The organism is Gottfriedia acidiceleris, from assembly GCF_036421055.1.
GTDB classification, from domain to species: Bacteria; Bacillota; Bacilli; order Bacillales; family Bacillaceae_G; genus Gottfriedia; species Gottfriedia acidiceleris_C.
Genome location: NZ_JAZGQS010000025.1, coordinates 1 through 22951, shown reverse-complemented (window position 1 = coordinate 22951; position 22951 = coordinate 1). Strand labels below are relative to the sequence as shown.

Below are 22951 nucleotides of genomic sequence, written 5' to 3'. Positions count from 1 at the left end.
GCTCTTCAGCGTCGATGGTAGTTGGGGGGTTCCCCCTGTGAGAGTAGAACGTCGCCTGGTTTGGATTTTTTATGGATATTTCCTTATTATCGCGGGGTGGAGCACGAACGAATATGCTTCGAAGAAATTACTTCAGCATACCAATCGAGCTGCAACTTGTATAATCATCCTGAGATTGGGATGGTCTTAACGAAAATAAAATTCATGGATCTATTAAATAGTATCCACATTATCGCGGGGTGGAGCAGTCTGGTAGCTCGTCGGGCTCATAACCCGAAGGTCGCAGGTTCAAATCCTGTCCCCGCAACCAAAATGGTCCCGTGGTGTAGCGGTTAACATGCCTGCCTGTCACGCAGGAGATCGCCGGTTCGATCCCGGTCGGGACCGCCATACATACGATTCTTAAAACGAAACAAAAAATTGTTTCGTTTTTTTTATTATTTTTTGAAATGAGTAATATATTAACCCTTATTTGTAAGATTATTGCTTTTAACTATTATAGCCTTTTAAAACAATGGCTGACACAAGCAATAACTGCTCGACTCGATTCCAGCGAGAAACACGGTAAGGCTGCGATTAAAAGGTGAGATTTATTTAAACTATTAAAAAGAATATTACTGTTTGACATCCGCTTAATGTTTTGAAATGATATAATATGGCAAAGTTAGAAATAGACGAGTTAGAATTTTGGTGGTGAAGTAATTGGAGATTGTTTTACATACAAATACTGAGGAAGAAACTCAAGAAATTGCTTTTTTTCTCGGACAACTAGTACAACAAAAAGATGTAATATTATTAGAAGGTGATCTTGGTGCTGGAAAGACAACCTTTACAAAAGGTTTCGCAAAAGGTCTTGATGTAAAAAGAACTGTTAATAGCCCAACTTTTAATATTATTAAAGAATATAAAGGTAGAATTCCTCTATATCATATGGATGTTTATCGTTTAGAAGGAAGTAGTGAAGATTTAGGCTTTGATGAGTATTTCATGGGTGAAGGTGTTTGTGTTGTAGAATGGGCTCATTTAATTTCAGATTACTTACCAAATGAATTCTTAAAAATCATAATAACTCATGAAGAAAATGGTAGAATGATTACTTTTATTCCAAGTGGATTAAGGTATGAATTTATTTGTAAGGAGTTAATAAACAATGACCGTTTTAGCAATTGATACATCTACAAATGTTATGGGGATTAGTCTAATAAAAGATCAATCTGTTATTGGAGAAACGATAACATTTATTAATAAAAACCATTCTGTACGATTAATGCCAGCAATTAGTACTTTAATGGAAGAATGCAATATAAAACCAAAGGAACTATCTAAAATAGTAGTTGCAAAAGGTCCAGGCTCTTATACAGGTGTACGTATTGGTGTTACGGTGGCTAAATCATTAGCTTTCACTTTAAATATTCCAATTATCGGTGTATCGAGTTTGAAGGTATTAGCTGCTAACGGACGATATTTTAATGGATTAGTTTGCCCATTATTTGATGCAAGACGCAACTTATTATTTACAGGTCTTTATGATTTTAGAGGTCAAGTTACTAATGGTGTATTAGAAGACTGCAATATTGACCGCAGTATCTGGATTGAAAAGCTTAAATCTTATGATGAACAAATCTTATTTATTGGTAATGATGTATCAATTCATAAAGAATTTATTATTGAACATTTAAAAGATAAAGCTGTCTTTGCAAAAGAAAGTATGAATAATCAGAGACCAAGTGAGCTCTTTACTTGTAGCTTAGAAGAAAAAGAAGAATCAGTTCATAATTTTGCACCAGAATATTTGAGATTATCAGAAGCAGAAGCTAATTGGCTAGCAAGCCAAGAAAAGTAGGAGGATATTATGATCTCATCGGTTGCTTTTCGTAAAATGAAAGAAGAAGATTTAGATCAAATAGTAGAAATTGAAAAACTATCATTCCCTACACCATGGACATATGATGCTTTTTATAATGAATTATATTCAAATCAATTTGCTAATTATATCGTGGCGGAAGTTGATGAGAAAATAATTGGTTATTGTGGATTATGGGTGGTTATTGACGAGGGACATATTACAAATATAGCTATTTTGCCAGATTATAGGGGTGTAGGTCTTGGCGAACAGTTACTTAGAGCGGTAATGGAAACTGCTAAAAATCTTGGAGCTGATACATTAACCTTAGAAGTAAGGGTTTCGAATCATGTAGCAATGGGTCTATATCGAAAGCTAGGTTTCCAAGATGGCGGTATTCGAAAAAGCTACTATACAGATAATTTTGAGGATGCATTAGTTATGTGGGTGAAATTGAAATGATAAATGAAAACTGTTTAATTCTCGCTATAGAGACAAGCTGCGATGAAACTTCCGCAGCAGTTGTTAAAAATGGAAATGAAATTTTAAGTAATGTAGTAGCTACTCAGATAGATATTCATAAACGTTTCGGTGGAGTCGTACCAGAAGTTGCATCACGTTTACATGTTGAGCAAATAACTTTAGTAATTGAAGAAGCGATGAAGCAAGCACAGGTAGAATATGAAGATCTAGCTGCAGTTGCAGTTACAGAAGGTCCAGGACTTGTTGGAGCATTACTAATTGGGGTAAATGCGGCAAAAGCAATTGCATTTGCACATGGGTTACCCCTTATAGGGGTACACCACATTGCGGGTCATATTTATGCTAACCAGCTTGTACAACCATTACAGTATCCATTGCTAGCCTTAGTAGTTTCTGGTGGACATACGGAGCTTGTCTACATGAAGGAAGATGGCATTTTTGAGGTAATAGGTGAAACAAGGGATGATGCAGCAGGGGAAGCTTACGATAAGGTTGCTAGAACACTAAAATTACCTTATCCAGGTGGCCCTCACATTGATCGTCTAGCACAAGAAGGAAATGCAACTATTCCTTTTCCTAGAGCATGGTTAGAAGAGGGTAGCTATGATTTTAGTTTTAGTGGATTAAAGTCAGCAGTTATTAATTATATGCATAATGCTGAGCAAAGAGGCGAGGAAATATCACATGCTGATGTTGCAGCAAGTTTCCAAGAGAGTGTAATTGAAGTAATTGTTTCAAAAACGATTCAAGCTGCAAAAGAATATAATGTTAAACAAGTTTTATTAGCCGGAGGAGTGGCAGCTAATAAAGGGTTGAGAGCTACATTACAAGAAGAGATGAATGCTTTAAGTAATATAGAATTAGTTATACCACCACTATCACTTTGTACAGATAATGCTGCTATGATTGGTGCTGCTGCATATATCCGTTTAAAACAAGGAAAACTAGGTAATTTGGCATTAAACGGGAATCCAGGTTTGGATTTAGAGAATATGTGAGAAAGTACTTATTCACAATTTTTTAATTAAATGTGGATAAGTACTTTTTATTTGTTAAAAACTTATTAAACTATGTGTACAAAAATGTGTATAACTTTACTATTTTTCTGTGGATAATGTGTATAAATTTGTGTAAAAGCTAAATGATAATTGTATATATGTGGATAAATATGTAGATAAGAAAAAACGGATAGCAAAAAGCTTATCCGTTTAATCAATTATTCTTGTAAGTTCTCCCATTCTTCCATTAGGTCTATTAACTTAGCTTCTAAATCATTTTTCTTATTTGTTAATTCCTGTACTAATTGAAAATCACCGTAAACTTCTGGCTTACATAATTCAAGTTCGATTGTCTCTATATCAAGCTCAAATTGCGAAATATTACTTTCAATTTCTTCTATACGACGCTGAGTTTGACGGGCTTTTTTCTTTAATTCTTTGTCTTGTTGATAATCAGAAATTGGTTGAGAAGATTGTTTAACCTGTGCTAATGTAGCCTCTTTTTCTGCTTGTTCTTTTTCAAATGCTTCGTTTTTCTTAAATTGATAATAGTCATAATCACCCAAATAAATTGATAATCCTGCTTTTGCTAGTTCAAAAGTTTTTGTGGATAATCTGTTCATAAAGTAACGATCATGAGAAACAAATAAAATTGTTCCAGGGTAATCTAATAAAGCATTTTCTAATACTTCTTTACTATCTAAATCCAAGTGGTTAGTAGGCTCATCAAGAATTAGGAAGTTAGCTTTTTTCATCATAAGCTTAGCCAAAGCTAATCTCGCCTTTTCTCCACCACTTAAAGAAGTAACAATTTTTGTTACATCATCTCCAGAAAATAAAAAATTACCTAATATAGTTCGAATTTCTTGTTCGGCCTTTAATGGATAATCATCCCAAAGTTCATCTAAAACTCTTTTATTAGAAGTTAGTTTTGCTTGTTCTTGATCATAATAACCAACTGAAACATTTGCACCAAAATCAATTGTTCCTTGTAATTTTTCTAAATCACCAATAATCGTTTTTAATAATGTCGATTTACCAACACCATTTGGACCGACTAATGCGACACTATCCCCTCTATTCAGTACGAATCTCATCGGCTGATCAATAGTTGGGATACGATCATAGCCAATAAATAAATCTTGTACAGACAAAACATCATTACCGCTTTGTTTTTCAATTGTAAAAGAAAAATTAGCTGAAGACTCGTCTCCAAGTGGCCTGTCTAATCGAACCATTCGATCTAATTGTTTCCTACGACTTTGAGCTCTTTTGGTTGTTGAAGCACGCGCAATATTACGCTGCACAAAATCTTCCAGTTTAGAAATTTCCTCTTGTTGCTTTTCGAACTGTTTTAACTCTTGTTCATACTGAGCTGCCTTTAGTTCAAGGTACTTACTATAATTACCAACAAATCGTTGATGCTTATGATTAGATATTTCATAAACAATATTCACAACTTGATCAAGGAAATATCGATCGTGGGAAACGATTAATACTGCACCAGGGTATGACTGTAAGTAGCGTTCTAACCAACTAAGAGTATCAATATCTAAATGGTTCGTAGGCTCATCCAAAATTAACAAATCAGGCTTCGTCAATAATAGCTTACCTAATGCCAGTCTTGTCTTTTGTCCACCGCTTAACGAAGAAATTTTTGTCTCGTAATCTTCATTACTAAAACCTAAACCACTAATTATAGAACGAATATCTGCTTCAAACTGGTAACCACCGTTTTCTTTGAATGTATATTGAAGATGATCATATTCATTCATAACCTTGTCATAAACGGCTTGATTAGAGTAGACATCTTCTCTAGTCATTTTAACTTCTAATTTTCGCATATTGTCTTGCATCTCTACTAAATGATTGAATACAGAATAATATTCTTCCCAAATCGTTTTATCGCTTTGTAGACCAGAGTTTTGAGCTAGGTAACCTACAGTAACGTCTTTAGGTTTATTGATTTCACCGCCATCATAGGAAATTTCACCTGCTATTATTTTCAATAATGTGGATTTTCCCGCACCATTTCGTCCAACAATGGCAACTCGATCACTTGTTTGAACTTCTAATTTTATATTTGAAAGTATAATGTCACTACCAAAATACTTTGAGACATTATTTACTTGTAAAAGAATCATGGATAACACCTCATTGCAAAATTTTTTATGTATGTAACTGTAGACTGTCAAAATTCTTAAATATAGTGTATATTTTACATTAGAACAAGTACTTTATTACTAAAATAAAGTCAAATTACACACCATAGTAAAAAGAATTACAGTAAGTGGGGGATTAAAAAATGGATTCGGAACAAATTAAAATTCCACAAGCTACTGCTAAACGTCTACCTTTATATTACCGTTTTATAAAGAATTTGTCTTTATCAGGTAAACAAAGAGTTTCTTCAGCAGAGTTAAGTGAAGCAGTAAAGGTAGATTCCGCTACAATCAGAAGAGATTTTTCATATTTTGGAGCACTTGGTAAAAAAGGTTATGGCTATAACGTAAATTATTTATTAACTTTTTTCTCGAAAGCGCTTAACCAGCATGAAGTTATGAAAGTTGCATTAATTGGTGTTGGTAATTTAGGAACTGCATTCTTACACTATAACTTTATAAAAAATAATAATACAAAAATTGAGATGGCATTTGATATTGATCCAAATAAAATTGGTACTGAAATAGGTGGAGTACCTGTATATAATCTAGATAATCTAGAGGAAGTTATGAACGAAGATATTCAAATTGTTATTTTAACTGTTCCTGCACCTGTTGCACAATCAATTGCTGATCGATTAAATGGAAAAAATATTAGAGGAATTTTAAATTTTACACCTGCACGAATTAGTGTACCAGAACATATTCGCATTCATCATATAGACTTAGCAGTTGAACTGCAAACATTAGCATATTTTTTACAACAATAAATTCATATTAAAATAAAAACCCCCAAAAACTTGGGGGTTTTTAATGTAAATTAATCTGCTGAAAAACGACAAAAGAGTTCATTAACATATGTGTTAAGATTGGTACCATAATTGAGTTTGTTCGTTTATACAGATAACAAAATACAAAACCGATTAGAAAGTAAGATAAAAAGAAGGGCAAGTCTCCGTGCATGAGCGAAAAGATCGCAGAACTAATCCCAGCAGAAATAATAAATGGTAAACGATTATAAAGCCTTTTAAAAATGATTCGACGAAAAATAATCTCTTCTAAAATTGGTGCAACTAAACTTGGGATAATAATAAAAGCCGGGTTTAACTTAGCAATGTTTATGATATTTTGAGTATTTTCTGAGCCCTTATGTAAATTAAGTACATAAATTAAAATTAAATTACAAACAATTTGAGTTAGCATTGTTATAAAGTAACCTAAAACAACCCAATTTATTATTGTACGATAATTAGCTTTTAAATTCTTTATTCCTTCATAAATGGGCTTATGTAATAAGGTAAGTATAATAATTAATCCGGTTACGAAACTAATACAACCCCATAATGCCACCGCTTCAAGAGAAGCTGTTTTCTGATCCACTCCAACGTATAAGTTACTATTTAATAAATAGGGAACCCCAAATACCGCTGAATATTGAAGAACGACATACGTTAATAAAATCCATAAATCTCTAGTTTTCAATACGTTAGCTCCTTTGTGTTGATATTTTTTCATTATCTAAAGACTTATAACAACACGTACATTATTTTACTCGTTTCTTATGTTTCTTAAAAGAAATTTTCACTTTTTATTTTATTTTTAATTGTAAAGAAAAAAACTTACTAAATTTCGACAAGAAAAGTGCCTGCTTCGGGCTTGCAAAATTTTTTGATATTATTTAAACTAATAATTGTGTTAGCACTCAATATACATGAGTGCTAAAAAATAATGAATTGATTATTGAGGAGGTATTACACATGTTAAAGCCATTAGGTGATCGTGTTGTAATTGAGCTTGTTGAGTCTGAAGAAAAAACTGCTAGTGGTATCGTGTTACCAGGTAGTGCACAAGAAAAGCCGCAAGAAGGCAAAGTTGTTGCAGTAGGTACTGGCCGAGTACTTGATAATGGTGAGCGCATAGCTTTAGAAGTATCTGTAGGTGACCGCATTATCTTCTCTAAATATTCAGGAACAGAAGTTAAGTACGGTGGTACTGAATACTTAGTACTTCGCGAAAACGATATACTTGCAATCATAGGTTAATAAAATAAAAATACTTAAAATAAAAAATATATTTTTTATATTATAAGGAGGTCATTTTCATGGCAAAGGACATTAGATTTGGTGAAGAAGCACGTCGCGCAATGTTACGTGGTGTAGACGCTTTAGCTGATGCTGTAAAAGTAACTTTAGGACCAAAAGGACGTAACGTAGTTCTTGAGAAAAAATTCGGTTCTCCATTAATTACAAATGATGGTGTTACAATCGCAAAAGAAATCGAATTAGAAGATGCATTTGAAAATATGGGTGCAAAATTAGTTGCAGAAGTTGCTAGTAAAACAAATGATGTTGCTGGGGACGGTACAACAACTGCGACAGTTTTAGCTCAAGCTATGATTCGTGAGGGTCTTAAAAACGTAACTGCTGGTGCAAATCCAATGGGTATCCGTAAAGGTATCGAAAAAGCAGTTGCTGTAGCAATCGAAGAATTAAAAACTATCTCAAAACCAATTGAAGGTAAAGAGTCAATCGCACAAGTTGCTGCAATTTCTTCAGCGGATCCAGAAGTAGGACAATTAATTGCTGAAGCAATGGAGCGCGTAGGTAACGATGGAGTTATTACTCTTGAAGAATCAAAAGGTTTCACAACTGAGTTAGAAGTAGTAGAAGGTATGCAATTTGATCGTGGATACTCTTCTCCTTACATGGTTACAAATTCAGAAAAAATGATTGCTGAATTAGAAAACCCATATATTTTAATCACAGATAAAAAAGTAACAAACATTCAAGAAATCTTACCAGTACTTGAGCAAGTTGTTCAACAAGGTAAGCCACTATTAATCATTGCTGAGGATGTTGAAGGTGAAGCACAAGCAACAATCATCGTAAATAAATTACGTGGTACGTTCAATGCAGTTACTGTTAAAGCTCCTGGCTTCGGTGACCGTCGTAAAGCAATGTTAGAAGATATTGCGATCTTAACTGGTGGTGAAGTGATTACAGAAGAATTAGGATTAGATCTTAAAACAACTAACATCAATCAATTAGGTCGTGCTTCAAAAGTTGTAGTAACAAAAGAAAACACTACAATCGTTGAAGGTGCTGGTCAAACTGAAGAAATCCAAAGACGTATCGGCGTAATCCGTGCTCAATTAGAAGAAACTACTTCTGAATTTGATCGCGAAAAATTACAAGAGCGCTTAGCTAAATTAGCTGGTGGTGTAGCAGTAATCAAAGTTGGTGCTGCAACTGAAACTGAATTAAAAGAGCGTAAATTACGTATTGAAGATGCTTTAAACTCTACACGTGCTGCAGTTGAAGAAGGTATTGTAGCTGGTGGTGGTACTGCATTAATGAGCGTATATAATAAAGTAGCTGCAATCGAAGCAGAAGGTGACGTAGCAACAGGTATCAACATCGTATTACGTGCACTTGAAGCTCCAGTGCGTCAAATCGCTACAAATGCTGGTCTAGAAGGATCAGTAATTATTGAGAAATTAAAAAGTGCGGAAGTTGGCGTTGGTTTCAATGCTGCTAACGGACAATGGGTAAACATGATTGAAGAAGGTATCGTTGACCCAACTAAAGTTACACGTTCTGCACTTCAAAACGCAGCATCTGTTTCAGCTATGTTCTTAACAACTGAAGCAGTAGTAGCTGACATTCCTGAGAAAAATGCTCCAGCAATGCCTGACATGGGCGGCATGGGCATGGGCGGCATGATGTAATAAAGAAAAAAACCCTTGAGGAATCAAGGGTTTTTTTTTTGCATAAAATTCCGAGAGCTTAAAATAGTGATTGTTCTTTTTCACAAAAAAATCAACTCCGTTTTAACAAAAAAAATTATTATTCTTTTCATATTATTTTCCATTATCAAACTTAATAATTTCTGACTTGGGGCATTTATAAGTTTTTTATTTTTTATGTTTCGTTTATGTACTATCTGAGTCGTAGATAATGAGAATAACTAACTGGTATTAGATTGGAGCAATTGAATTAAATAAGACTTAGGCTTTATTGACTATTTATAGTTTAAATATGTATAGTAAATTTGATAAAAGTAGAAAAACTTTGATGCGTTATTTCAATTATATCAAATACCTTTTTAAGGATGATTTAGATGAATTTTGGTTTATATAGAGGATGCCTTTTTGGTCTTTTATTTTCTATACCATTTTGGTTGATCATATTATGGCTTATATTTAAATAGAAAATAAAAAACCCCTTCCTGTAAGTAAAAAGCTACTAATACTTTCTACATTAGAGGGGGGTAGATCTTAAAGTTATTTTTTAAACGATAAAGTCATGGAATATTGGTTCAATTAAATCTCCGCTATTTAATTGACCTCTATTTTTTATCACACATCGAACTAACGGCTCTACATAAATATAATTTTTGTCTTCACCAGTTTTTATATGCTTAGTTAGACTAAAGAAAGCTGTTTTTTGGCCAGTATTCATCCCAAACTCTACTATCCCTACATTTATATATTCACCATTTTTTAATTCCGAGATTAATAATCCCATTCCTTGTTTTTTATAGCCAGTTATATAGTAGTTACTATATCTCCAGTTAATGATCTTTAACCAATTTAGTGATCGATGCGATGGTATATAAGTGGAGTCTTTTGATTTGGCTACTATACCTTCAAGTCCTAGAGTTTTAATTTGCTCAAAAAGCATCTCACCTTCCGACTCAATATAAAAACTCTTTTTAATTGATTCTTGATCTACTATCGTTTCTGAAAGGATTTTTTTTCGATATGATAAAGGTTCTTTCATTAAATTTTTATTTTTAAGACGTAAAATATCAAAAACGATATATGTTAATGGAAATTGTTTGCTTCCTTGTATTATTTTGTATTCTTGAATAAAACTTACTCGATTGGTTGCCGCTTCAAAATCCTCTCTGCCGTTATTATAACAAACTAAAACACCGTCTAAGTAACAATCATCTAAGTCGATATTTTCGAGTTCAGGAATTCTCTCCGTAATCTCGGTACCATTTCGATTAAAAAGTTTATTCTTTCCATTTTGCCTTTCAAGCATCATTCGAACACCATTTGACTTCAATTCAAAGTAATGTTGATCGGAATCAAATGGTTTATCTGCATTTTGTAATAGCATTGGCTCAATAAACATTTTTCATTTCGCTATCATGATTGTTGCTTTTCAACATAATCAAGATTCCTTTCTTTTTTATTGATATATAATTAACATAAATATTTTTTATTATTTAGAAATAATTCACACTATTTTTAGTCTTCCACTAGTTAATGTACTTTTATTTCAAATGTATTTCAAGTCATAACTCGTCTATTTTCACAATAAGATTAATTATCTTCTTATGAAAAGTGGTGTTATGAAATGGGGAGGAAAAATAATTTCAAAATTACGGAATTGATGTTGAACGAGTACTATGATTTGAGTCAAAAAAAGAAAGATATAGAAAATCAGTTAGAAGAATTACAAAAGATTTTTCATGGATATTTTGATCATCAAGTTGGAATGAATGAAAAAGGTGAGCTAATTATTAATGATTTAAAACTTGAACGAATTATAAGGAGAAAAGAGAAATTTAATGAGGAGAAAACAATTAATAAATTAGAAGAACTTAACTTGACTGATTTAATACAAATTGTTAGAAAACCAGATGGAGATAAAATCAAGTCCGCTATTAATTTGGGATTGTTAAAAGAGACTGATTTGGATGGTTGTATATCTGTTAATTCATCACAAGCAATTTATGTTAAACCAGTAAAAAATAAGTAGTTTAGTCAAACATTTTAGAGAGTATCTAATACTCTCTTTTTTATATGTAACGAAATGTTTCTTTTAGAATACTGTATTAATATACATGTCCAAGCATTCGAAAGATGGTTATTTTGGACATGCTAATATTGAAAAGGAGTGCTAATTTTGGCAACTTGGAGAAATGAATTTATTTCGATGAACAAGTATACGAGGCCGTCAATAAAATTGAAAGAAGTTAGAAAAATTGTGTTACATTGGACAGCCAATCCAGGGGCAAGTGCACAAAGTCACCAAAGGTATTTTAATGGGGTAGCGATTAAAAATAAAACATATGCATCTGCCCATATTTTTGTTGATTCGAAAGAGGCAATCTGTATTATCCCCCTTGATGAAGTAGCTTATCACGCAAATGATCATTATGAAAGAAATAGTAATGGTGGTGTATATAGGGGGGTAGATGACCTTGCTCCGAACGCAAATAAGCTTTCAATCAGTGTAGAAATGTGTGTCGAAAGGGATGGTACTATTTCACAATATACATTAACACGTACGATCAGAGTAATTGCTGAATTGTGTAAGATGTTTAAATTAAGTGCAAATGACATTGTAAGACATTATGACATAACACATAAGCCATGTCCAAAAACCTTCATAGAAAACCCCGAACAATTTAACGAGTTTAAAGCACAAGTAAATGCAATCTTGAATCCCCCAAAAACCCAAACAGATCCAGTTCCATACCCTGGTATTTTAAAGGTAGGATCAAGAGGTGAATCTGTCAAAAATGTTCAACAAAAGCTTAAAATAACGGCAGATGGAATTTTTGGACCAGTTACTGAAAATGCAGTTAAAAAATTCCAAGCAAGTAATGGATTAGTTGTTGATGGCATTGTTGGAAAAAACACTTGGGGCAAGCTGTTTTAAAAGGATCCATCTCATAATTCAAAAAAAAATCCCTATTTCTTTTCAAATAGGGACTTTTTTAATGAGGTGAGATGATTTTTAAACCTATAACAGATCCAATTACTAAGGTGATAAATAGTAGTCTCTTCCATTCTCGTGATTCATTAAAGAACAACATTCCAATTAAAACAGAACCAGCGGCTCCAATCCCAGTCCAGATTGTATAACCTGTTCCTACAGGTATAACCTTTAAGGCCTTTGATAATAAGTAAAAACTAGTCCATCCAGATAGAATACACAAAATGGAGTAATTAAGTTTTTTGAAATTATTAGATAACTTCATAAAAATGACAAAGCCAACTTCGCCCAAACCTGCAATAAATAAGAATAACCATGCCATTTTATGCTGCATCTCCTTTCTCTGCTTTTTTATCACCTGAAGTTAATTTTAAGCCAATAATTCCAGATAATAATGTAATAACAAGAATAACTTTTAAGATAGAAGCTGATTCATTTAAAAATAACATTCCTATAATAACTGTCCCAGCGGCGCCGATTCCTGTAAAAACTGCATATGCAGTACCAATTGGAATATCTCTTATTGCCTTTGAAAATAAATAAAAGCTGAACAAGATCCCTGCTATCGTTAAAATTGTTGGCAACAAATTTGTAAATCCTTCTGAGTATTTTAGTCCAAATGCCCATGCAATTTCGGAAACTCCCGCTATAACTAAGTAAATCCAACTCATAAAAAATCTCTCCCCTATAGCAGACTAAATAAACGATTTCGTTTTGATAAACTACCTACCGTTCGTTAGTTAAAAGATACACTATAATTTTATTCATGACAAGTTGTAACGTTTACACAAAAATTTATTTTTTTTATGCAATGAAATACCTTGACCGAAAAATTATACATTGTTAGAATGAGACAATAATACAATATTCGTCATTATTCTTCATATATCCTCGACAATATGGGTCGAGAGTCTCTACCGGGGTGCCGTAACATGCCCTGACTATGAAGGCAGCCTGACTTTGTTTAACTTAGTCTGATTTTCTGCCTTCTTATACGTATTTTTCGTATGTAAATAGAGGAGAAAATCGGCTTTTTTTATTTTTTTTGGGAAAAATAGTATCAGTTTAACTGATACGTTAATTCAAATATATATAGATGGGGTGACCGTTTTGCAACAACATGACACAATTGTAGTACTAGATTTTGGAAGTCAATATAACCAACTTATAGCGCGACGTATCCGTGAGTTTGGCGTTTATAGTGAATTACGTCCTCATACAATAACTGCAGAAGAAATTAAACAAATGGGTGCTAAAGGGATTGTTTTCTCTGGCGGACCAAATAGCGTATATGGTGAAAATGCTTTTTTCTGTGATGAAGCAATTTTTGATTTAGAAATTCCAATCTTAGGTATTTGTTACGGAATGCAGTTAATGACGCAACATTTTGGTGGAACGGTAGCTAGAGCTGACCAACGTGAATACGGTAAAGCAGAATTAAATATTCAAAATCCTTCAGCTTTATTGAAAGACCTACCATCAGACCACGTAGTTTGGATGAGCCACGGTGATAAAGTAATTCAACAACCAGAAGGATTCGTTGTTGATGCAACTAGTGCTTCTTGCCCAATTGCAGCAATGAGTAACGAAGCTAAAAAAATGTATGGTGTACAATTCCACCCAGAAGTTCGTCATTCTGAATATGGAAATGACCTATTAAAGAATTTCGTATTCAATATTTGCGAGTGTGAAGCAAACTGGTCAATGAAAAACTACATTGAAGTAGAACTTGAAAATATTCGTAAAACTGTTGGTGACAAAAAAGTACTTTGTGCACTTAGTGGAGGTGTTGATTCTTCAGTAGTTGCAGTTTTAATTCATAAAGCAATTGGTGATCAATTAACATGTATCTTTGTTGACCACGGTTTATTACGTAAAGATGAAGCTGAAGGCGTTATGAAGACGTTTAGCGAAGGCTTCAACATGAACGTTATTAAAGTAGATGCTAAAGAGCGCTTCTTAAGCAAACTTGCTGGAGTTTCTGATCCAGAAGAAAAACGTAAAATTATCGGTAATGAATTCATCTATGTGTTTGATGATGAGGCAGCTAAATTAGAAGGTATGGACTTCTTAGCTCAAGGAACTCTTTATACAGATATTATCGAGAGCGGTACAGCTACAGCTCAAACGATCAAATCACATCATAATGTAGGTGGATTACCTGAAGATATGCAATTCACGTTAATTGAGCCTTTAAATACTTTATTTAAAGACGAAGTACGTGCAGTTGGAACTGAACTAGGAATTCCAGATGCAATCGTTTGGAGACAACCATTCCCAGGACCAGGTTTAGGAATTCGTGTACTAGGTGAAATTACTGATCAAAAACTTGAAATCGTTCGTGAATCAGATGCAATTTTACGTGAAGAAATTGCTTTAGCTGGTTTAGATAAAGAAATTTGGCAATATTTCACAGTTTTACCTGACATCCGCAGCGTTGGTGTAATGGGTGACGAACGTACGTATGATTACACTGTAGGTATTCGTGCAGTTACGTCTATCGATGGAATGACTGCCGACTGGGCACGTATTGATTGGGATGTTCTACAAAAAATCTCAACTCGTATTGTAAATGAAGTTAAACACGTAAACCGTATCGTTTATGATGTAACTAGTAAGCCACCTGCAACTATTGAGTGGGAATAATAATTAAAAAAGCCATAAACCTTGATCTACAAGGTTTATGGCTTTTTTTGCATAAATTGGACACCGAATAGACTTCATTTTGTAAAATATAGTTCCAATTTATTAATATACATTGTGCTATTGTTTAGATGTTAAATACTAGTATTGGAGGTATATAATGGTGGTTAAACAAGTGGTTTAAACAGGGGATAATTGTTGTTCTATCTTCAACAATATTTACTACAGGTACGTTACCAGCATTTGCCGAAGAAGAAAAAGTAAATGATTTTGAAACAGTACAGAATGATGAAATGGTATTAACTCAAGAAGAATTAGAAATGATTATGAATAATATTCCTTTGAATGAAGTGAAACACAACAAAGGAATATAATTACATCTGTAGCAAAGAAAGTTGCAGTTAATGCATTAAGATATTCTGGTATATGGTTGGAAGGTAAACTTGCAAAGAAAATTGGTAAAACACAAGCTAAAAATATATCTAAAAGTTTCTATAAAATTGCGAGTTATATTGAAAAAGTACAAAAAATTCAAGAATCAGGAATTGCAAGTATATTAATTAATGGCGGAGTACCGGCTGATCTTGCAATTGAAACTGCTAAATATATTGTTATATTATTTGGATTATAATAACATTGATTTTTACCCTGACGAGATGGAAAATGCAAAAATTATTAAAGATATGGATTCTAATTCCCTGTTGGGTAAAACAAACTATTTTATTCAGCATTACATTCATATTTATACTATACTGTGGTGTTTTAGGAAGTAAGAAAGTATATCAAATAATTAATGAAGTAAATACGTTTAGTATGTTTCAGTTACTTTTTTGTTTCATTATTGCTTTTTTATTGTATTATTTATTTAAAAAGGGCTAATGCCTGTAGGTAGGTTTATAACAACCTTTAAGATGTTTTTTTTATCCTAATAAGATATTTTTTCCTTACTCATTCTTTTAAATACAAATGATTAAGTACAATAATATAACTAAAATATGGTAAAAACGAACAAAAACGGATATTTTATTAAAAATGTTCGTTTTTTTGTTGACACTAATGAAAACTGATTGTATTATAAGGATGTAAATTAAATAAATTATTTGTCATAACTTGTCGTATAGGCTAGTAAATATGGACTAGCGTCTCTACCCGCCACCGTAAACGGCGGACTACGAAGTAATGATTTCTGAAGTTTATTAACCCACCAAATTGCTATTATTCTATTATTCTCGGGTTATTAAATCAGAATGAAACTGCTCGTGATAGGCGCTTTTACTAATGTGTAAAAGCGCCTTTTCTATTTTATACAATTGAGACCGACTTTTAAGACTAAAAATATAGGAGGATCACATGAAAGAACGTATCAGTAATTATTTTGAGTTCAACAAGTTAGGCACATCATATCGTCAAGAAACAATTGCTGGTTTAACTACATTCTTAGCAATGGCTTATATTTTGTTTGTTAATCCATCGATTTTATCATTATCAGATATAAAAGATTTCCCAGAAGCTCTAAGAATGAATAAAGAGGCAATCTTTGTAGCTACATCTTTAGCTGCAGCATATGGATCGATTTTAATGGGGATCTATGCGAAATATCCAATTGCTTTAGCACCAGGTATGGGATTAAATGCATTCTTTGCTTTTAACGTAGTTCTTGGAATGGGTATTCCATGGCAAACGGCATTAGCTGGCGTATTCGTATCAGGTATCATTTTTATCATTCTCTCATTAACAGGTCTTCGTGAACAAATTATAAATGCAATTCCAATTGAATTAAAATTAGCAATTGGTAGCGGTATTGGATTCTTTATTACATTTGTTGGTTTAAAAAACTCAGGTATTATCGTAAGTAACCCTGCGACATTTGTATCACTTGGTAAATTAAATGAACCTGCTGTTTTATTAACGATTTTCGGTTTAGTTATTACTGTAGTTTTAATGGCTAGAAAAATAAAAGCTGGTGTATTTTTAGGTATGATCATTACTGCAATTGCAGGTATGATTTTTGGAATTATCGACTTACCATCTTCAGTTGTTGGTCCAGTACCAAGTATTGCTCCAACATTCGGTCAAGCAATTAAACATATTCCAGATGTTTTCTCTTCAGGTAAAATGTTTGCTGTAGTATTAACTTTCTTTATTGTAGATTTCTTTGATGCAACTGGAACATTAGTAGCTGTAGCTAACCAAGCTGGATTATTAAAAGAAAACAAACTTGAAAGAGCTGGTAAAGCATTAATGGTTGATGCAACAGCTGTAGTAGTTGGTTCTACTTTAGGTACAAGTACTACTACTTCTTATATTGAGTCAACTGCTGGTGTAGCTGCTGGTGGACGTACTGGTTTCTCAGCAGTAGTAACAGGCATTTTATTCTTATTAGCATTATTCTTCGCACCACTTTTAGGAGTAGTAACTGCAGCGGTAACTTCACCTGCTTTAATCGTAGTCGGAGTTTTAATGGTTTCATCAATAGGTCAAATTGATTGGAAAAAGTTTGAAATTGCTGTTCCAGCATTCTTTACAATTATTGCAATGCCATTAACATATAGTATTGCAACTGGTATTGCGGTTGGTTTCATTTTCTATCCGATTTCAATGATCGCAGCTGGAAAAGCGAAAAAAATCCATCCTGTGATGTACGTATTATTTGTAGTCTTCCTACTATTCTTAGCGTATTTCAGAGAGTAGAACTTAAATTAAAAAGAGCCTGTACAAAGAAAATTCTTTCTTTGTACAGGCTTTTTCTTTTTTTTTATATTGTGTACTATAAAAGTAATAAATTCTATAGGGGTAATATTGATGGATTTTCATGAACAAAAAATTCTACCAGCGGTTAGAAAAATAAAAGACTTAGAAAAATTATTAACTACTTCGTATAAATATATTGTTATCCTTGATATTCATATCGGTCAATTGAAAAGTGTAGTTTCTCTTGCTAAGCAACATGGAAAGAAAGTATTTTTACATGTCGACCTAATACATGGTTTACAAAGTGATGGGCATGCAGCCGAATTTCTTTGTCAAGAATACAAGCCAGATGGATTACTTTCTACTAAATCCAATGTTATTTTAAAGGCTAAACAAAAAGGGGTAATTGCCATCCAACGGATCTTTTTAATTGATTCTGGAGCAATGGAAAAAAGTTTAGTGTTATTAGAAAAAACAAAGCCTGATTACATTGAAGTGCTACCAGGAGCACTAACCAATGTTATTACAGAGGTAAAAGAAAGAACTGGTATACCTATTTTAGCTGGTGGATTTATTAGAACCATTGAAGATGTGGATGCATCTTTGAATGCAGGTGCTACAGCAATTACAACATCGGACAAAGACTTATGGAAACAGTTTCTAAAATAGTGGCAAAAATATGAAAAATTCTTTTGACACCGCTTTCAATTGAGGTTAGCATAAAAGACAAGTTAATAAACGTGACGGAGAAATGAAGAGATCCACAATTAATTGTTTCTATTTATTAATAGAAACTGATTGATTGTGGGTCTTTTTGTTTTTAGGCTCAGTTAATAGTTGGTATGCACTAATCACATACTCATTGTCTCGATACTTCTTTTTATTAAATCAACAGCTTATATTAACGGAGTTATTTTTAAAAAGAATGGCCATTCAATTTATTTTCGATCACGAGAAAACTTAATTTAATCAGAATGTGGATGGAGTGAAATTATGTCAGCATTTTTAGGGGAATTAATTGGAACTGCTTTGCTAATTGTTTTAGGTGGAGGAGTTTGTGCAGGTGTAAGTTTAAAAAAATCATTTGCTAAAGATTCAGGTTGGATTGTAATAACTCTAGGATGGGGTTTAGCAGTTGCAATATCTGTATATGCAGTAGGAAGTAGTAGTGGAGCTCATTTAAATCCAGCAGTTACATTAGGATTAGCTTTTAAAGGCTCATTTCCATGGAGTCAAGTACCCGAATACATCGCAGCACAAATGATTGGTGCAATGATTGGAGCAACAATTGTTTATTTACATTACTTACCGCATTGGAAAGAAACTGAAGATCCAGGAACAAAGTTAGGTGTATTTGCAACAGGTCCTGCTATACCTAATACATTTGCAAATCTTTTAAGTGAATTGATTGGAACGTTCATCTTAGTGTTCGGTATTTTAGCAATTGGTTCAAATAAATTTGCAGATGGTTTAAATCCTTTTATCGTAGGTTTCTTAATTGTTAGCATTGGTTTATCATTAGGTGGGACGACCGGTTATGCAATTAATCCAGCTCGTGATTTAGGACCACGCATTGCACACTTTTTATTACCTATTCCCGGTAAGGGAGGTTCGAATTGGAAATATGCATGGATTCCAGTTGTTGGGCCAATATTAGGAGGATCACTTGCAGGACTATTCTATCAAATTATTTTTGAAGGTAAGTATAATTCTGCAATTATTTATGTAGGGATTGTAACAATTGGTATTTTAATAGTTTCTTATTTGACAAGTAAAAAGAGTCAAAGTCATACAAATAATAGAAAAGTAGTTGCTTAATGAGGAGATGGGACGATTATGAATAAATACATTCTTTCTTTAGATCAAGGTACAACAAGTTCTCGTGCAATTCTATTTAATAAAGATGGCAAAATAGTTCATGTTGCACAAAAAGAATTTACACAGCATTTTCCAAATCCAGGATGGGTTGAGCATAATGCGCAAGAAATTTGGGGATCAATTTTAGCTGTCATTGCTACTTGTTTAAGTGAAGCAGATGTAAAACCTGAGCAAATTGCGGGTATAGGTATTACAAATCAACGTGAAACAACAGTTGTGTGGGACAAAACAACTGGAAAACCTGTCTATAATGCGATTGTGTGGCAATCACGTCAAACGAGTGAGATTTGTGATGACTTAAAAGAGAAAGGCTTTGGAGAGATTGTTCAAGAAAAAACAGGTCTATTAATTGATGCCTATTTCTCTGGAACAAAAGTTAAGTGGATTCTTGATAATGTTGAAGGTGTAAGAGAGAAAGCAGAACGTGGTGAATTATTATTCGGAACAATTGATACTTGGCTTGTTTGGAAATTATCTGGTGGTAATGTACATGTTACAGATTATTCAAATGCATCACGTACATTAATGTATAACATTCATGAATTAAGATGGGATGATGAACTACTTGAAATGCTAACTGTTCCAAAAAGCATGCTTCCAGAAGTACAATCTTCTTCTGAAATATATGGTCATACTGTTGATTACCATTTCTTTGGTCAAAATGTACCAATTGCAGGAATAGCTGGTGACCAACAAGCTGCTTTATTTGGTCAAGCTTGCTTTGGTGAAGGAATGGCGAAAAATACTTATGGTACTGGTTGTTTTATGTTAATGAATACTGGTGAAAAAGCGGTAAAATCTAATCATGGCTTATTAACAACAATTGCATGGGGCCTAAATGGAAAAGTTGAATACGCTTTAGAAGGAAGTATTTTCGTAGCAGGTTCTGCTATTCAATGGTTACGTGATGGTATGCGTATGTTCAAAGATGCTAGTAAGAGTGAAGAATATGCTACTAGAGTTGAATCTACAGATGGAGTTTATATCGTACCTGCATTTGTTGGCCTAGGTACTCCTTACTGGGATAGTGAAGTACGCGGGGCAGTTTTTGGTTTAACTCGTGGAACAACGAAGGAACATTTTATTCGTGCAACACTGGAAGCATTAGCTTATCAAACAAAAGATGTTTTATGTGCAATGGAAGCTGATTCTGGTATTGAACTAAAAACTTTACGTGTAGATGGGGGAGCAGTTAAGAACAATTTCTTAATGCAATTCCAAAGCGATCTATTAGATGTCCCGGTTGAACGTCCTGAAGTAAATGAAACAACAGCTTTAGGTGCAGCTTATTTAGCAGGTTTAGCTGTTGGTTATTGGGAAAATCAAGAGACTATCTCAAAACAATGGAATATGGATACGAGATTTAAACCAGAAATGCAAAATGAAAAAAGAGAAGAACTATACAGTGGTTGGAAAAAAGCAATCGAAGCAACAAAAGCTTTTAAATAACATAGTATAGTGTTAAAATAGAAACAAGTTAATATTTCGGTAAGAGATTTAGAGAGACCGCAACATGCTATAGAAGAATTTCTATAGTAATGTTTGCGGTCTCTTTTTTTCGTAATTAAGGAGGAAAAGCCATGAAATTTTCAGGTGCACTACGAAAAGATGTCTTAAAAACAGTAAATAAAAGAGAATTAGATGTAATCGTAATCGGTGGAGGTATTACTGGAGCTGGTATTGCATTAGACGCTACTACACGGGGACTATCAACAATCGTATTTGAAATGCAAGACTTTGCCGCAGGTACATCTAGTCGTTCAACTAAGCTCGTACATGGTGGATTACGATACTTAAAACAATTGGAAGTAAAAATGGTAGCAGAAGTGGGAAAAGAACGTGCAATTGTTTACGAAAATGGTCCACATGTAACAACTCCAGAATGGATGTTATTACCTTTTCATAAAGGTGGCACATTTGGTGCATTTAGTACATCAATAGGATTAAGAATTTATGATTTTTTAGCTGGTGTAAAAAGAAGTGAACGAAGAAAAATGTTTAATCGTGAACAAACGATCGAAAAAGAGCCACTTGTAAAACAAGAAGGGTTAAAAGGCGGCGGATACTATGTAGAGTACCGCACAGATGATGCTCGTTTAACAATTGAAGTAATGAAAGAAGCGATTGCTCATGGGGCAAAAGCAGTGAATTACGCTAAAGTAGATGGTTTTTTATATAAAGATGGTAAAGTTTGTGGTGTTATTGTCGTTGATTTATTAGATGGTGAAGTGTATGAAGTATATGGTAAAAAAATTGTAAATGCAGCGGGGCCATGGGTTGATTCGCTACGAGAAATGGATCATTCAAAGAGAGGTAAAGTATTACAGTTATCTAAAGGTGTTCATTTAGTGATTGACCATAGTCGTTTCCCACTCGGTCAAGCAATCTATTTTGATACGCCAGACGGACGGATGGTATTTGCGATTCCTCGAGATGGAAAGACATATGTTGGTACAACGGATACATTTTATAATGAAGATGCTGCAAAACCACAAATGACAAATGAAGATTGTAACTACATTATTAATGCAATCAACTATATGTTTCCAACAGTCAACATCTCGAAAACAGATATAGAATCAAGTTGGGCGGGAGTACGTCCGTTAATATATGAAGAAGGAAAAAATGCATCCGAAATTTCACGCAAAGATGAAATTTGGACTTCAAATTCTGGATTAATTACAATTGCTGGTGGAAAGTTAACGGGATATCGAAAAATGGCTGAAACGGTAATCGACTATGTAACTGAATTACTGAAAAAGGAAGGATACAATCCTAACAATATAAAAAGTAAGACAAAACATATGCCGATCTCTGGTGGACATGTAGGTGGAGCATCACAATTTTCTAAATATATTTCTGAAAAAACCAAAGAAGGAATCAAATATGGTTTGTCAGAAAATCAAGCTGAACGTTTTACAAAATTTTATGGTTCCAATGTTGATACGTTATTTCAGTTAGCAAGTGAGCACAGAATGGTGTTTTATCAATATAATCTACCTATAGATGTATTCGTACCGCTTTTATATGCAATAGAATTTGAGATGGTTGTAAAACCAGTGGACTTTTTTATTCGTCGTACGGGTGGATTGTTCTTTAATATTCATTGGGTATATGAATGGAAGGACGCAGTAATTGAATTTATGTCAATAAAGTTAGAGTGGAGTAAGGAACAAAAAGCAAAATACACGACTGAGCTAGATCAAGCATTAGTAGAAGCAGTAAAGCCAATTGAAAAATTAAAGAAGAATGCAACGTTAGCATAAGAATCAAAGGATGCTTCATTATGAAGCATCCTTTGATTAGTTATATTAAGGTAAATACAGTTACCATTGTTAATAAAGAGCTCAACCAAATAAAACATTCAGAATAATATTACTTTTATTTTAGTATTGTAATTAATCCAAATAGCTGATATATTATTCTATGTTGTCCCAAACGAGGGAAAACAAACACGAATAAAAATATAAAACATTTAAAAAGTTGTTGACTAAAACAAGCTTTAAATGATATGATTTA

The 22951-nt window shown here is 33.4% G+C and carries 21 protein-coding genes, 2 tRNA genes and 2 riboswitches; of the genes, 18 read left to right on the top strand and 5 right to left on the bottom strand.

What is annotated here, in order from left to right:
• The first annotated feature begins 233 nt into the window (after positions 1–233).
• The 6 genes from RAH41_RS21920 to tsaD all read left to right on the top strand — a co-directional run bounded on the left by RAH41_RS21920 (position 234) and on the right by tsaD (position 3324).
• Positions 234–310 (top strand) — tRNA-Met (locus tag RAH41_RS21920).
• 4 nt (positions 311–314) lie between these two features.
• A tRNA-Asp gene (locus RAH41_RS21915) sits at positions 315–390 on the top strand.
• A 312-nt stretch (positions 391–702) separates the two neighbouring features.
• Complete coding sequence (gene tsaE / locus RAH41_RS21910; RefSeq protein WP_331225392.1) at positions 703–1170, top strand: tRNA (adenosine(37)-N6)-threonylcarbamoyltransferase complex ATPase subunit type 1 TsaE; 468 nt, start codon at positions 703–705, stop codon at positions 1168–1170.
• The gene (tsaB, locus tag RAH41_RS21905) at positions 1151–1843 is read left to right on the top strand and encodes a tRNA (adenosine(37)-N6)-threonylcarbamoyltransferase complex dimerization subunit type 1 TsaB (protein ID WP_331225391.1); all 693 of its coding nucleotides are present in this window, start codon (positions 1151–1153) and stop codon (positions 1841–1843) included. The genes tsaE and tsaB overlap by 20 nt, the downstream gene beginning before the upstream one ends.
• 9 nt (positions 1844–1852) lie before the next feature.
• On the top strand, positions 1853–2305 hold the full coding sequence (gene rimI / locus RAH41_RS21900) for a ribosomal protein S18-alanine N-acetyltransferase (protein WP_331225390.1): 453 nt from the start codon (positions 1853–1855) through the stop codon (positions 2303–2305).
• The gene (tsaD, locus tag RAH41_RS21895) at positions 2302–3324 is read left to right on the top strand and encodes a tRNA (adenosine(37)-N6)-threonylcarbamoyltransferase complex transferase subunit TsaD (RefSeq protein WP_419471642.1); all 1023 of its coding nucleotides are present in this window, start codon (positions 2302–2304) and stop codon (positions 3322–3324) included. The genes rimI and tsaD overlap by 4 nt, the downstream gene beginning before the upstream one ends.
• Before the next feature lie 218 nt (positions 3325–3542).
• Here the strand turns inward: tsaD and RAH41_RS21890 are convergent, their stop codons facing one another.
• Positions 3543–5468, bottom strand: a complete 1926-nt coding sequence (locus RAH41_RS21890) for an ABC-F family ATP-binding cassette domain-containing protein (RefSeq protein WP_331225389.1) — start codon at positions 5466–5468, stop codon at positions 3543–3545.
• 161 nt (positions 5469–5629) lie between these two features.
• Here RAH41_RS21890 and RAH41_RS21885 point away from each other — a divergent pair, with 161 nt between their 5' ends.
• Complete coding sequence (locus RAH41_RS21885) at positions 5630–6256, top strand: redox-sensing transcriptional repressor Rex (protein ID WP_025672092.1); 627 nt, start codon at positions 5630–5632, stop codon at positions 6254–6256.
• 40 nt (positions 6257–6296) lie between these two features.
• Here the strand turns inward: RAH41_RS21885 and RAH41_RS21880 are convergent, their stop codons facing one another.
• A complete protein-coding gene (locus RAH41_RS21880; RefSeq protein ID WP_331225388.1) occupies positions 6297–6968 on the bottom strand; it encodes a CPBP family intramembrane glutamic endopeptidase in 672 nt (223 codons plus the stop codon).
• 275 nt (positions 6969–7243) lie between these two features.
• On the opposite strand from RAH41_RS21880, the gene groES reads away from it, so the two are divergent.
• Both groES and groL read left to right on the top strand, forming a co-directional pair.
• Positions 7244–7528, top strand: a complete 285-nt coding sequence (gene groES / locus RAH41_RS21875) for a co-chaperone GroES (protein ID WP_331225387.1) — start codon at positions 7244–7246, stop codon at positions 7526–7528.
• 59 nt (positions 7529–7587) lie between these two features.
• The gene (groL, locus tag RAH41_RS21870; RefSeq protein ID WP_331225386.1) at positions 7588–9213 is read left to right on the top strand and encodes a chaperonin GroEL; all 1626 of its coding nucleotides are present in this window, start codon (positions 7588–7590) and stop codon (positions 9211–9213) included.
• 562 nt (positions 9214–9775) lie between these two features.
• Here the strand turns inward: groL and RAH41_RS21865 are convergent.
• Positions 9776–10627 carry an ATP-dependent DNA ligase gene (locus RAH41_RS21865; protein ID WP_331225385.1) on the bottom strand — a complete coding sequence of 284 codons (852 nt, stop codon included), beginning with the start codon at positions 10625–10627 and terminating at the stop codon, positions 9776–9778.
• 225 nt (positions 10628–10852) lie between these two features.
• On the opposite strand from RAH41_RS21865, the gene RAH41_RS21860 reads away from it, so the two are divergent.
• Both RAH41_RS21860 and RAH41_RS21855 read left to right on the top strand, forming a co-directional pair.
• The gene (locus RAH41_RS21860) at positions 10853–11257 is read left to right on the top strand and encodes a hypothetical protein (RefSeq protein ID WP_331225384.1); all 405 of its coding nucleotides are present in this window, start codon (positions 10853–10855) and stop codon (positions 11255–11257) included.
• A 147-nt stretch (positions 11258–11404) separates the two neighbouring features.
• Positions 11405–12163 (top strand): N-acetylmuramoyl-L-alanine amidase, encoded by a 759-nt coding sequence (locus RAH41_RS21855; protein WP_331225383.1) that lies wholly within the window; start codon positions 11405–11407, stop codon positions 12161–12163.
• A 58-nt stretch (positions 12164–12221) separates the two neighbouring features.
• Here RAH41_RS21855 and RAH41_RS21850 read toward each other — a convergent pair whose 3' ends face one another.
• Positions 12222–12542, bottom strand: a complete 321-nt coding sequence (locus RAH41_RS21850; protein WP_056470039.1) for a DMT family transporter — start codon at positions 12540–12542, stop codon at positions 12222–12224.
• Between the two features lies 1 nt (position 12543).
• A complete protein-coding gene (locus RAH41_RS21845) occupies positions 12544–12891 on the bottom strand; it encodes a QacE family quaternary ammonium compound efflux SMR transporter (protein WP_025672133.1) in 348 nt (115 codons plus the stop codon).
• A 190-nt stretch (positions 12892–13081) separates the two neighbouring features.
• A riboswitch (purine riboswitch) is annotated at positions 13082–13184 on the top strand.
• A gap of 146 nt (positions 13185–13330) precedes the next feature.
• Here RAH41_RS21845 and guaA point away from each other — a divergent pair.
• The 7 genes from guaA (at position 13331) to RAH41_RS21810 (ending at position 22698) form a co-directional block, all read left to right on the top strand.
• The gene (guaA, locus tag RAH41_RS21840) at positions 13331–14866 is read left to right on the top strand and encodes a glutamine-hydrolyzing GMP synthase (RefSeq protein WP_419471641.1); all 1536 of its coding nucleotides are present in this window, start codon (positions 13331–13333) and stop codon (positions 14864–14866) included.
• Between the two features lie 427 nt (positions 14867–15293).
• Positions 15294–15494: a hypothetical protein gene (locus RAH41_RS21835; RefSeq protein WP_331225381.1), complete on the top strand. Its 201-nt coding sequence runs from the start codon at positions 15294–15296 to the stop codon at positions 15492–15494.
• A gap of 462 nt (positions 15495–15956) precedes the next feature.
• A riboswitch (purine riboswitch) is annotated at positions 15957–16055 on the top strand.
• A gap of 170 nt (positions 16056–16225) precedes the next feature.
• Positions 16226–17554 carry an NCS2 family permease gene (locus RAH41_RS21830; protein ID WP_091024967.1) on the top strand — a complete coding sequence of 443 codons (1329 nt, stop codon included), beginning with the start codon at positions 16226–16228 and terminating at the stop codon, positions 17552–17554.
• 111 nt (positions 17555–17665) lie between these two features.
• Positions 17666–18223 carry a glycerol-3-phosphate responsive antiterminator gene (locus RAH41_RS21825; protein ID WP_331225380.1) on the top strand — a complete coding sequence of 186 codons (558 nt, stop codon included), beginning with the start codon at positions 17666–17668 and terminating at the stop codon, positions 18221–18223.
• Between the two features lie 324 nt (positions 18224–18547).
• Complete coding sequence (locus RAH41_RS21820) at positions 18548–19372, top strand: MIP/aquaporin family protein (protein WP_331225379.1); 825 nt, start codon at positions 18548–18550, stop codon at positions 19370–19372.
• A gap of 18 nt (positions 19373–19390) precedes the next feature.
• Positions 19391–20881: a glycerol kinase GlpK gene (gene glpK / locus RAH41_RS21815; RefSeq protein ID WP_331225378.1), complete on the top strand. Its 1491-nt coding sequence runs from the start codon at positions 19391–19393 to the stop codon at positions 20879–20881.
• Between the two features lie 131 nt (positions 20882–21012).
• Positions 21013–22698: a glycerol-3-phosphate dehydrogenase/oxidase gene (locus RAH41_RS21810; protein WP_331225377.1), complete on the top strand. Its 1686-nt coding sequence runs from the start codon at positions 21013–21015 to the stop codon at positions 22696–22698.
• Positions 22699–22951 lie beyond the last annotated feature (253 nt).

Excerpts from the sequence above, each read along its gene's own strand:
- tsaB (WP_331225391.1), top strand. The coding sequence starts at position 1,151 with ATGACCGTTTTAGCAATTGATACATCTACAAATGTTATGGGGATTAGT.
- rimI (WP_331225390.1), top strand. The coding sequence starts at position 1,853 with ATGATCTCATCGGTTGCTTTTCGTAAAATGAAAGAAGAAGATTTAGAT.
- tsaD (WP_419471642.1), top strand. The coding sequence starts at position 2,302 with ATGATAAATGAAAACTGTTTAATTCTCGCTATAGAGACAAGCTGCGAT.
- RAH41_RS21890 (WP_331225389.1), bottom strand. The coding sequence starts at position 5,468 with ATGATTCTTTTACAAGTAAATAATGTCTCAAAGTATTTTGGTAGTGAC.
- RAH41_RS21885 (WP_025672092.1), top strand. The coding sequence starts at position 5,630 with ATGGATTCGGAACAAATTAAAATTCCACAAGCTACTGCTAAACGTCTA.
- groES (WP_331225387.1), top strand. The coding sequence starts at position 7,244 with ATGTTAAAGCCATTAGGTGATCGTGTTGTAATTGAGCTTGTTGAGTCT.
- groL (WP_331225386.1), top strand. The coding sequence starts at position 7,588 with ATGGCAAAGGACATTAGATTTGGTGAAGAAGCACGTCGCGCAATGTTA.
- RAH41_RS21865 (WP_331225385.1), bottom strand. The coding sequence starts at position 10,627 with ATGTTTATTGAGCCAATGCTATTACAAAATGCAGATAAACCATTTGAT.
- RAH41_RS21860 (WP_331225384.1), top strand. The coding sequence starts at position 10,853 with ATGGGGAGGAAAAATAATTTCAAAATTACGGAATTGATGTTGAACGAG.
- RAH41_RS21850 (WP_056470039.1), bottom strand. The coding sequence starts at position 12,542 with ATGGCATGGTTATTCTTATTTATTGCAGGTTTGGGCGAAGTTGGCTTT.
- RAH41_RS21845 (WP_025672133.1), bottom strand. The coding sequence starts at position 12,891 with ATGAGTTGGATTTACTTAGTTATAGCGGGAGTTTCCGAAATTGCATGG.
- RAH41_RS21825 (WP_331225380.1), top strand. The coding sequence starts at position 17,666 with ATGGATTTTCATGAACAAAAAATTCTACCAGCGGTTAGAAAAATAAAA.
- RAH41_RS21820 (WP_331225379.1), top strand. The coding sequence starts at position 18,548 with ATGTCAGCATTTTTAGGGGAATTAATTGGAACTGCTTTGCTAATTGTT.
- glpK (WP_331225378.1), top strand. The coding sequence starts at position 19,391 with ATGAATAAATACATTCTTTCTTTAGATCAAGGTACAACAAGTTCTCGT.
- RAH41_RS21810 (WP_331225377.1), top strand. The coding sequence starts at position 21,013 with ATGAAATTTTCAGGTGCACTACGAAAAGATGTCTTAAAAACAGTAAAT.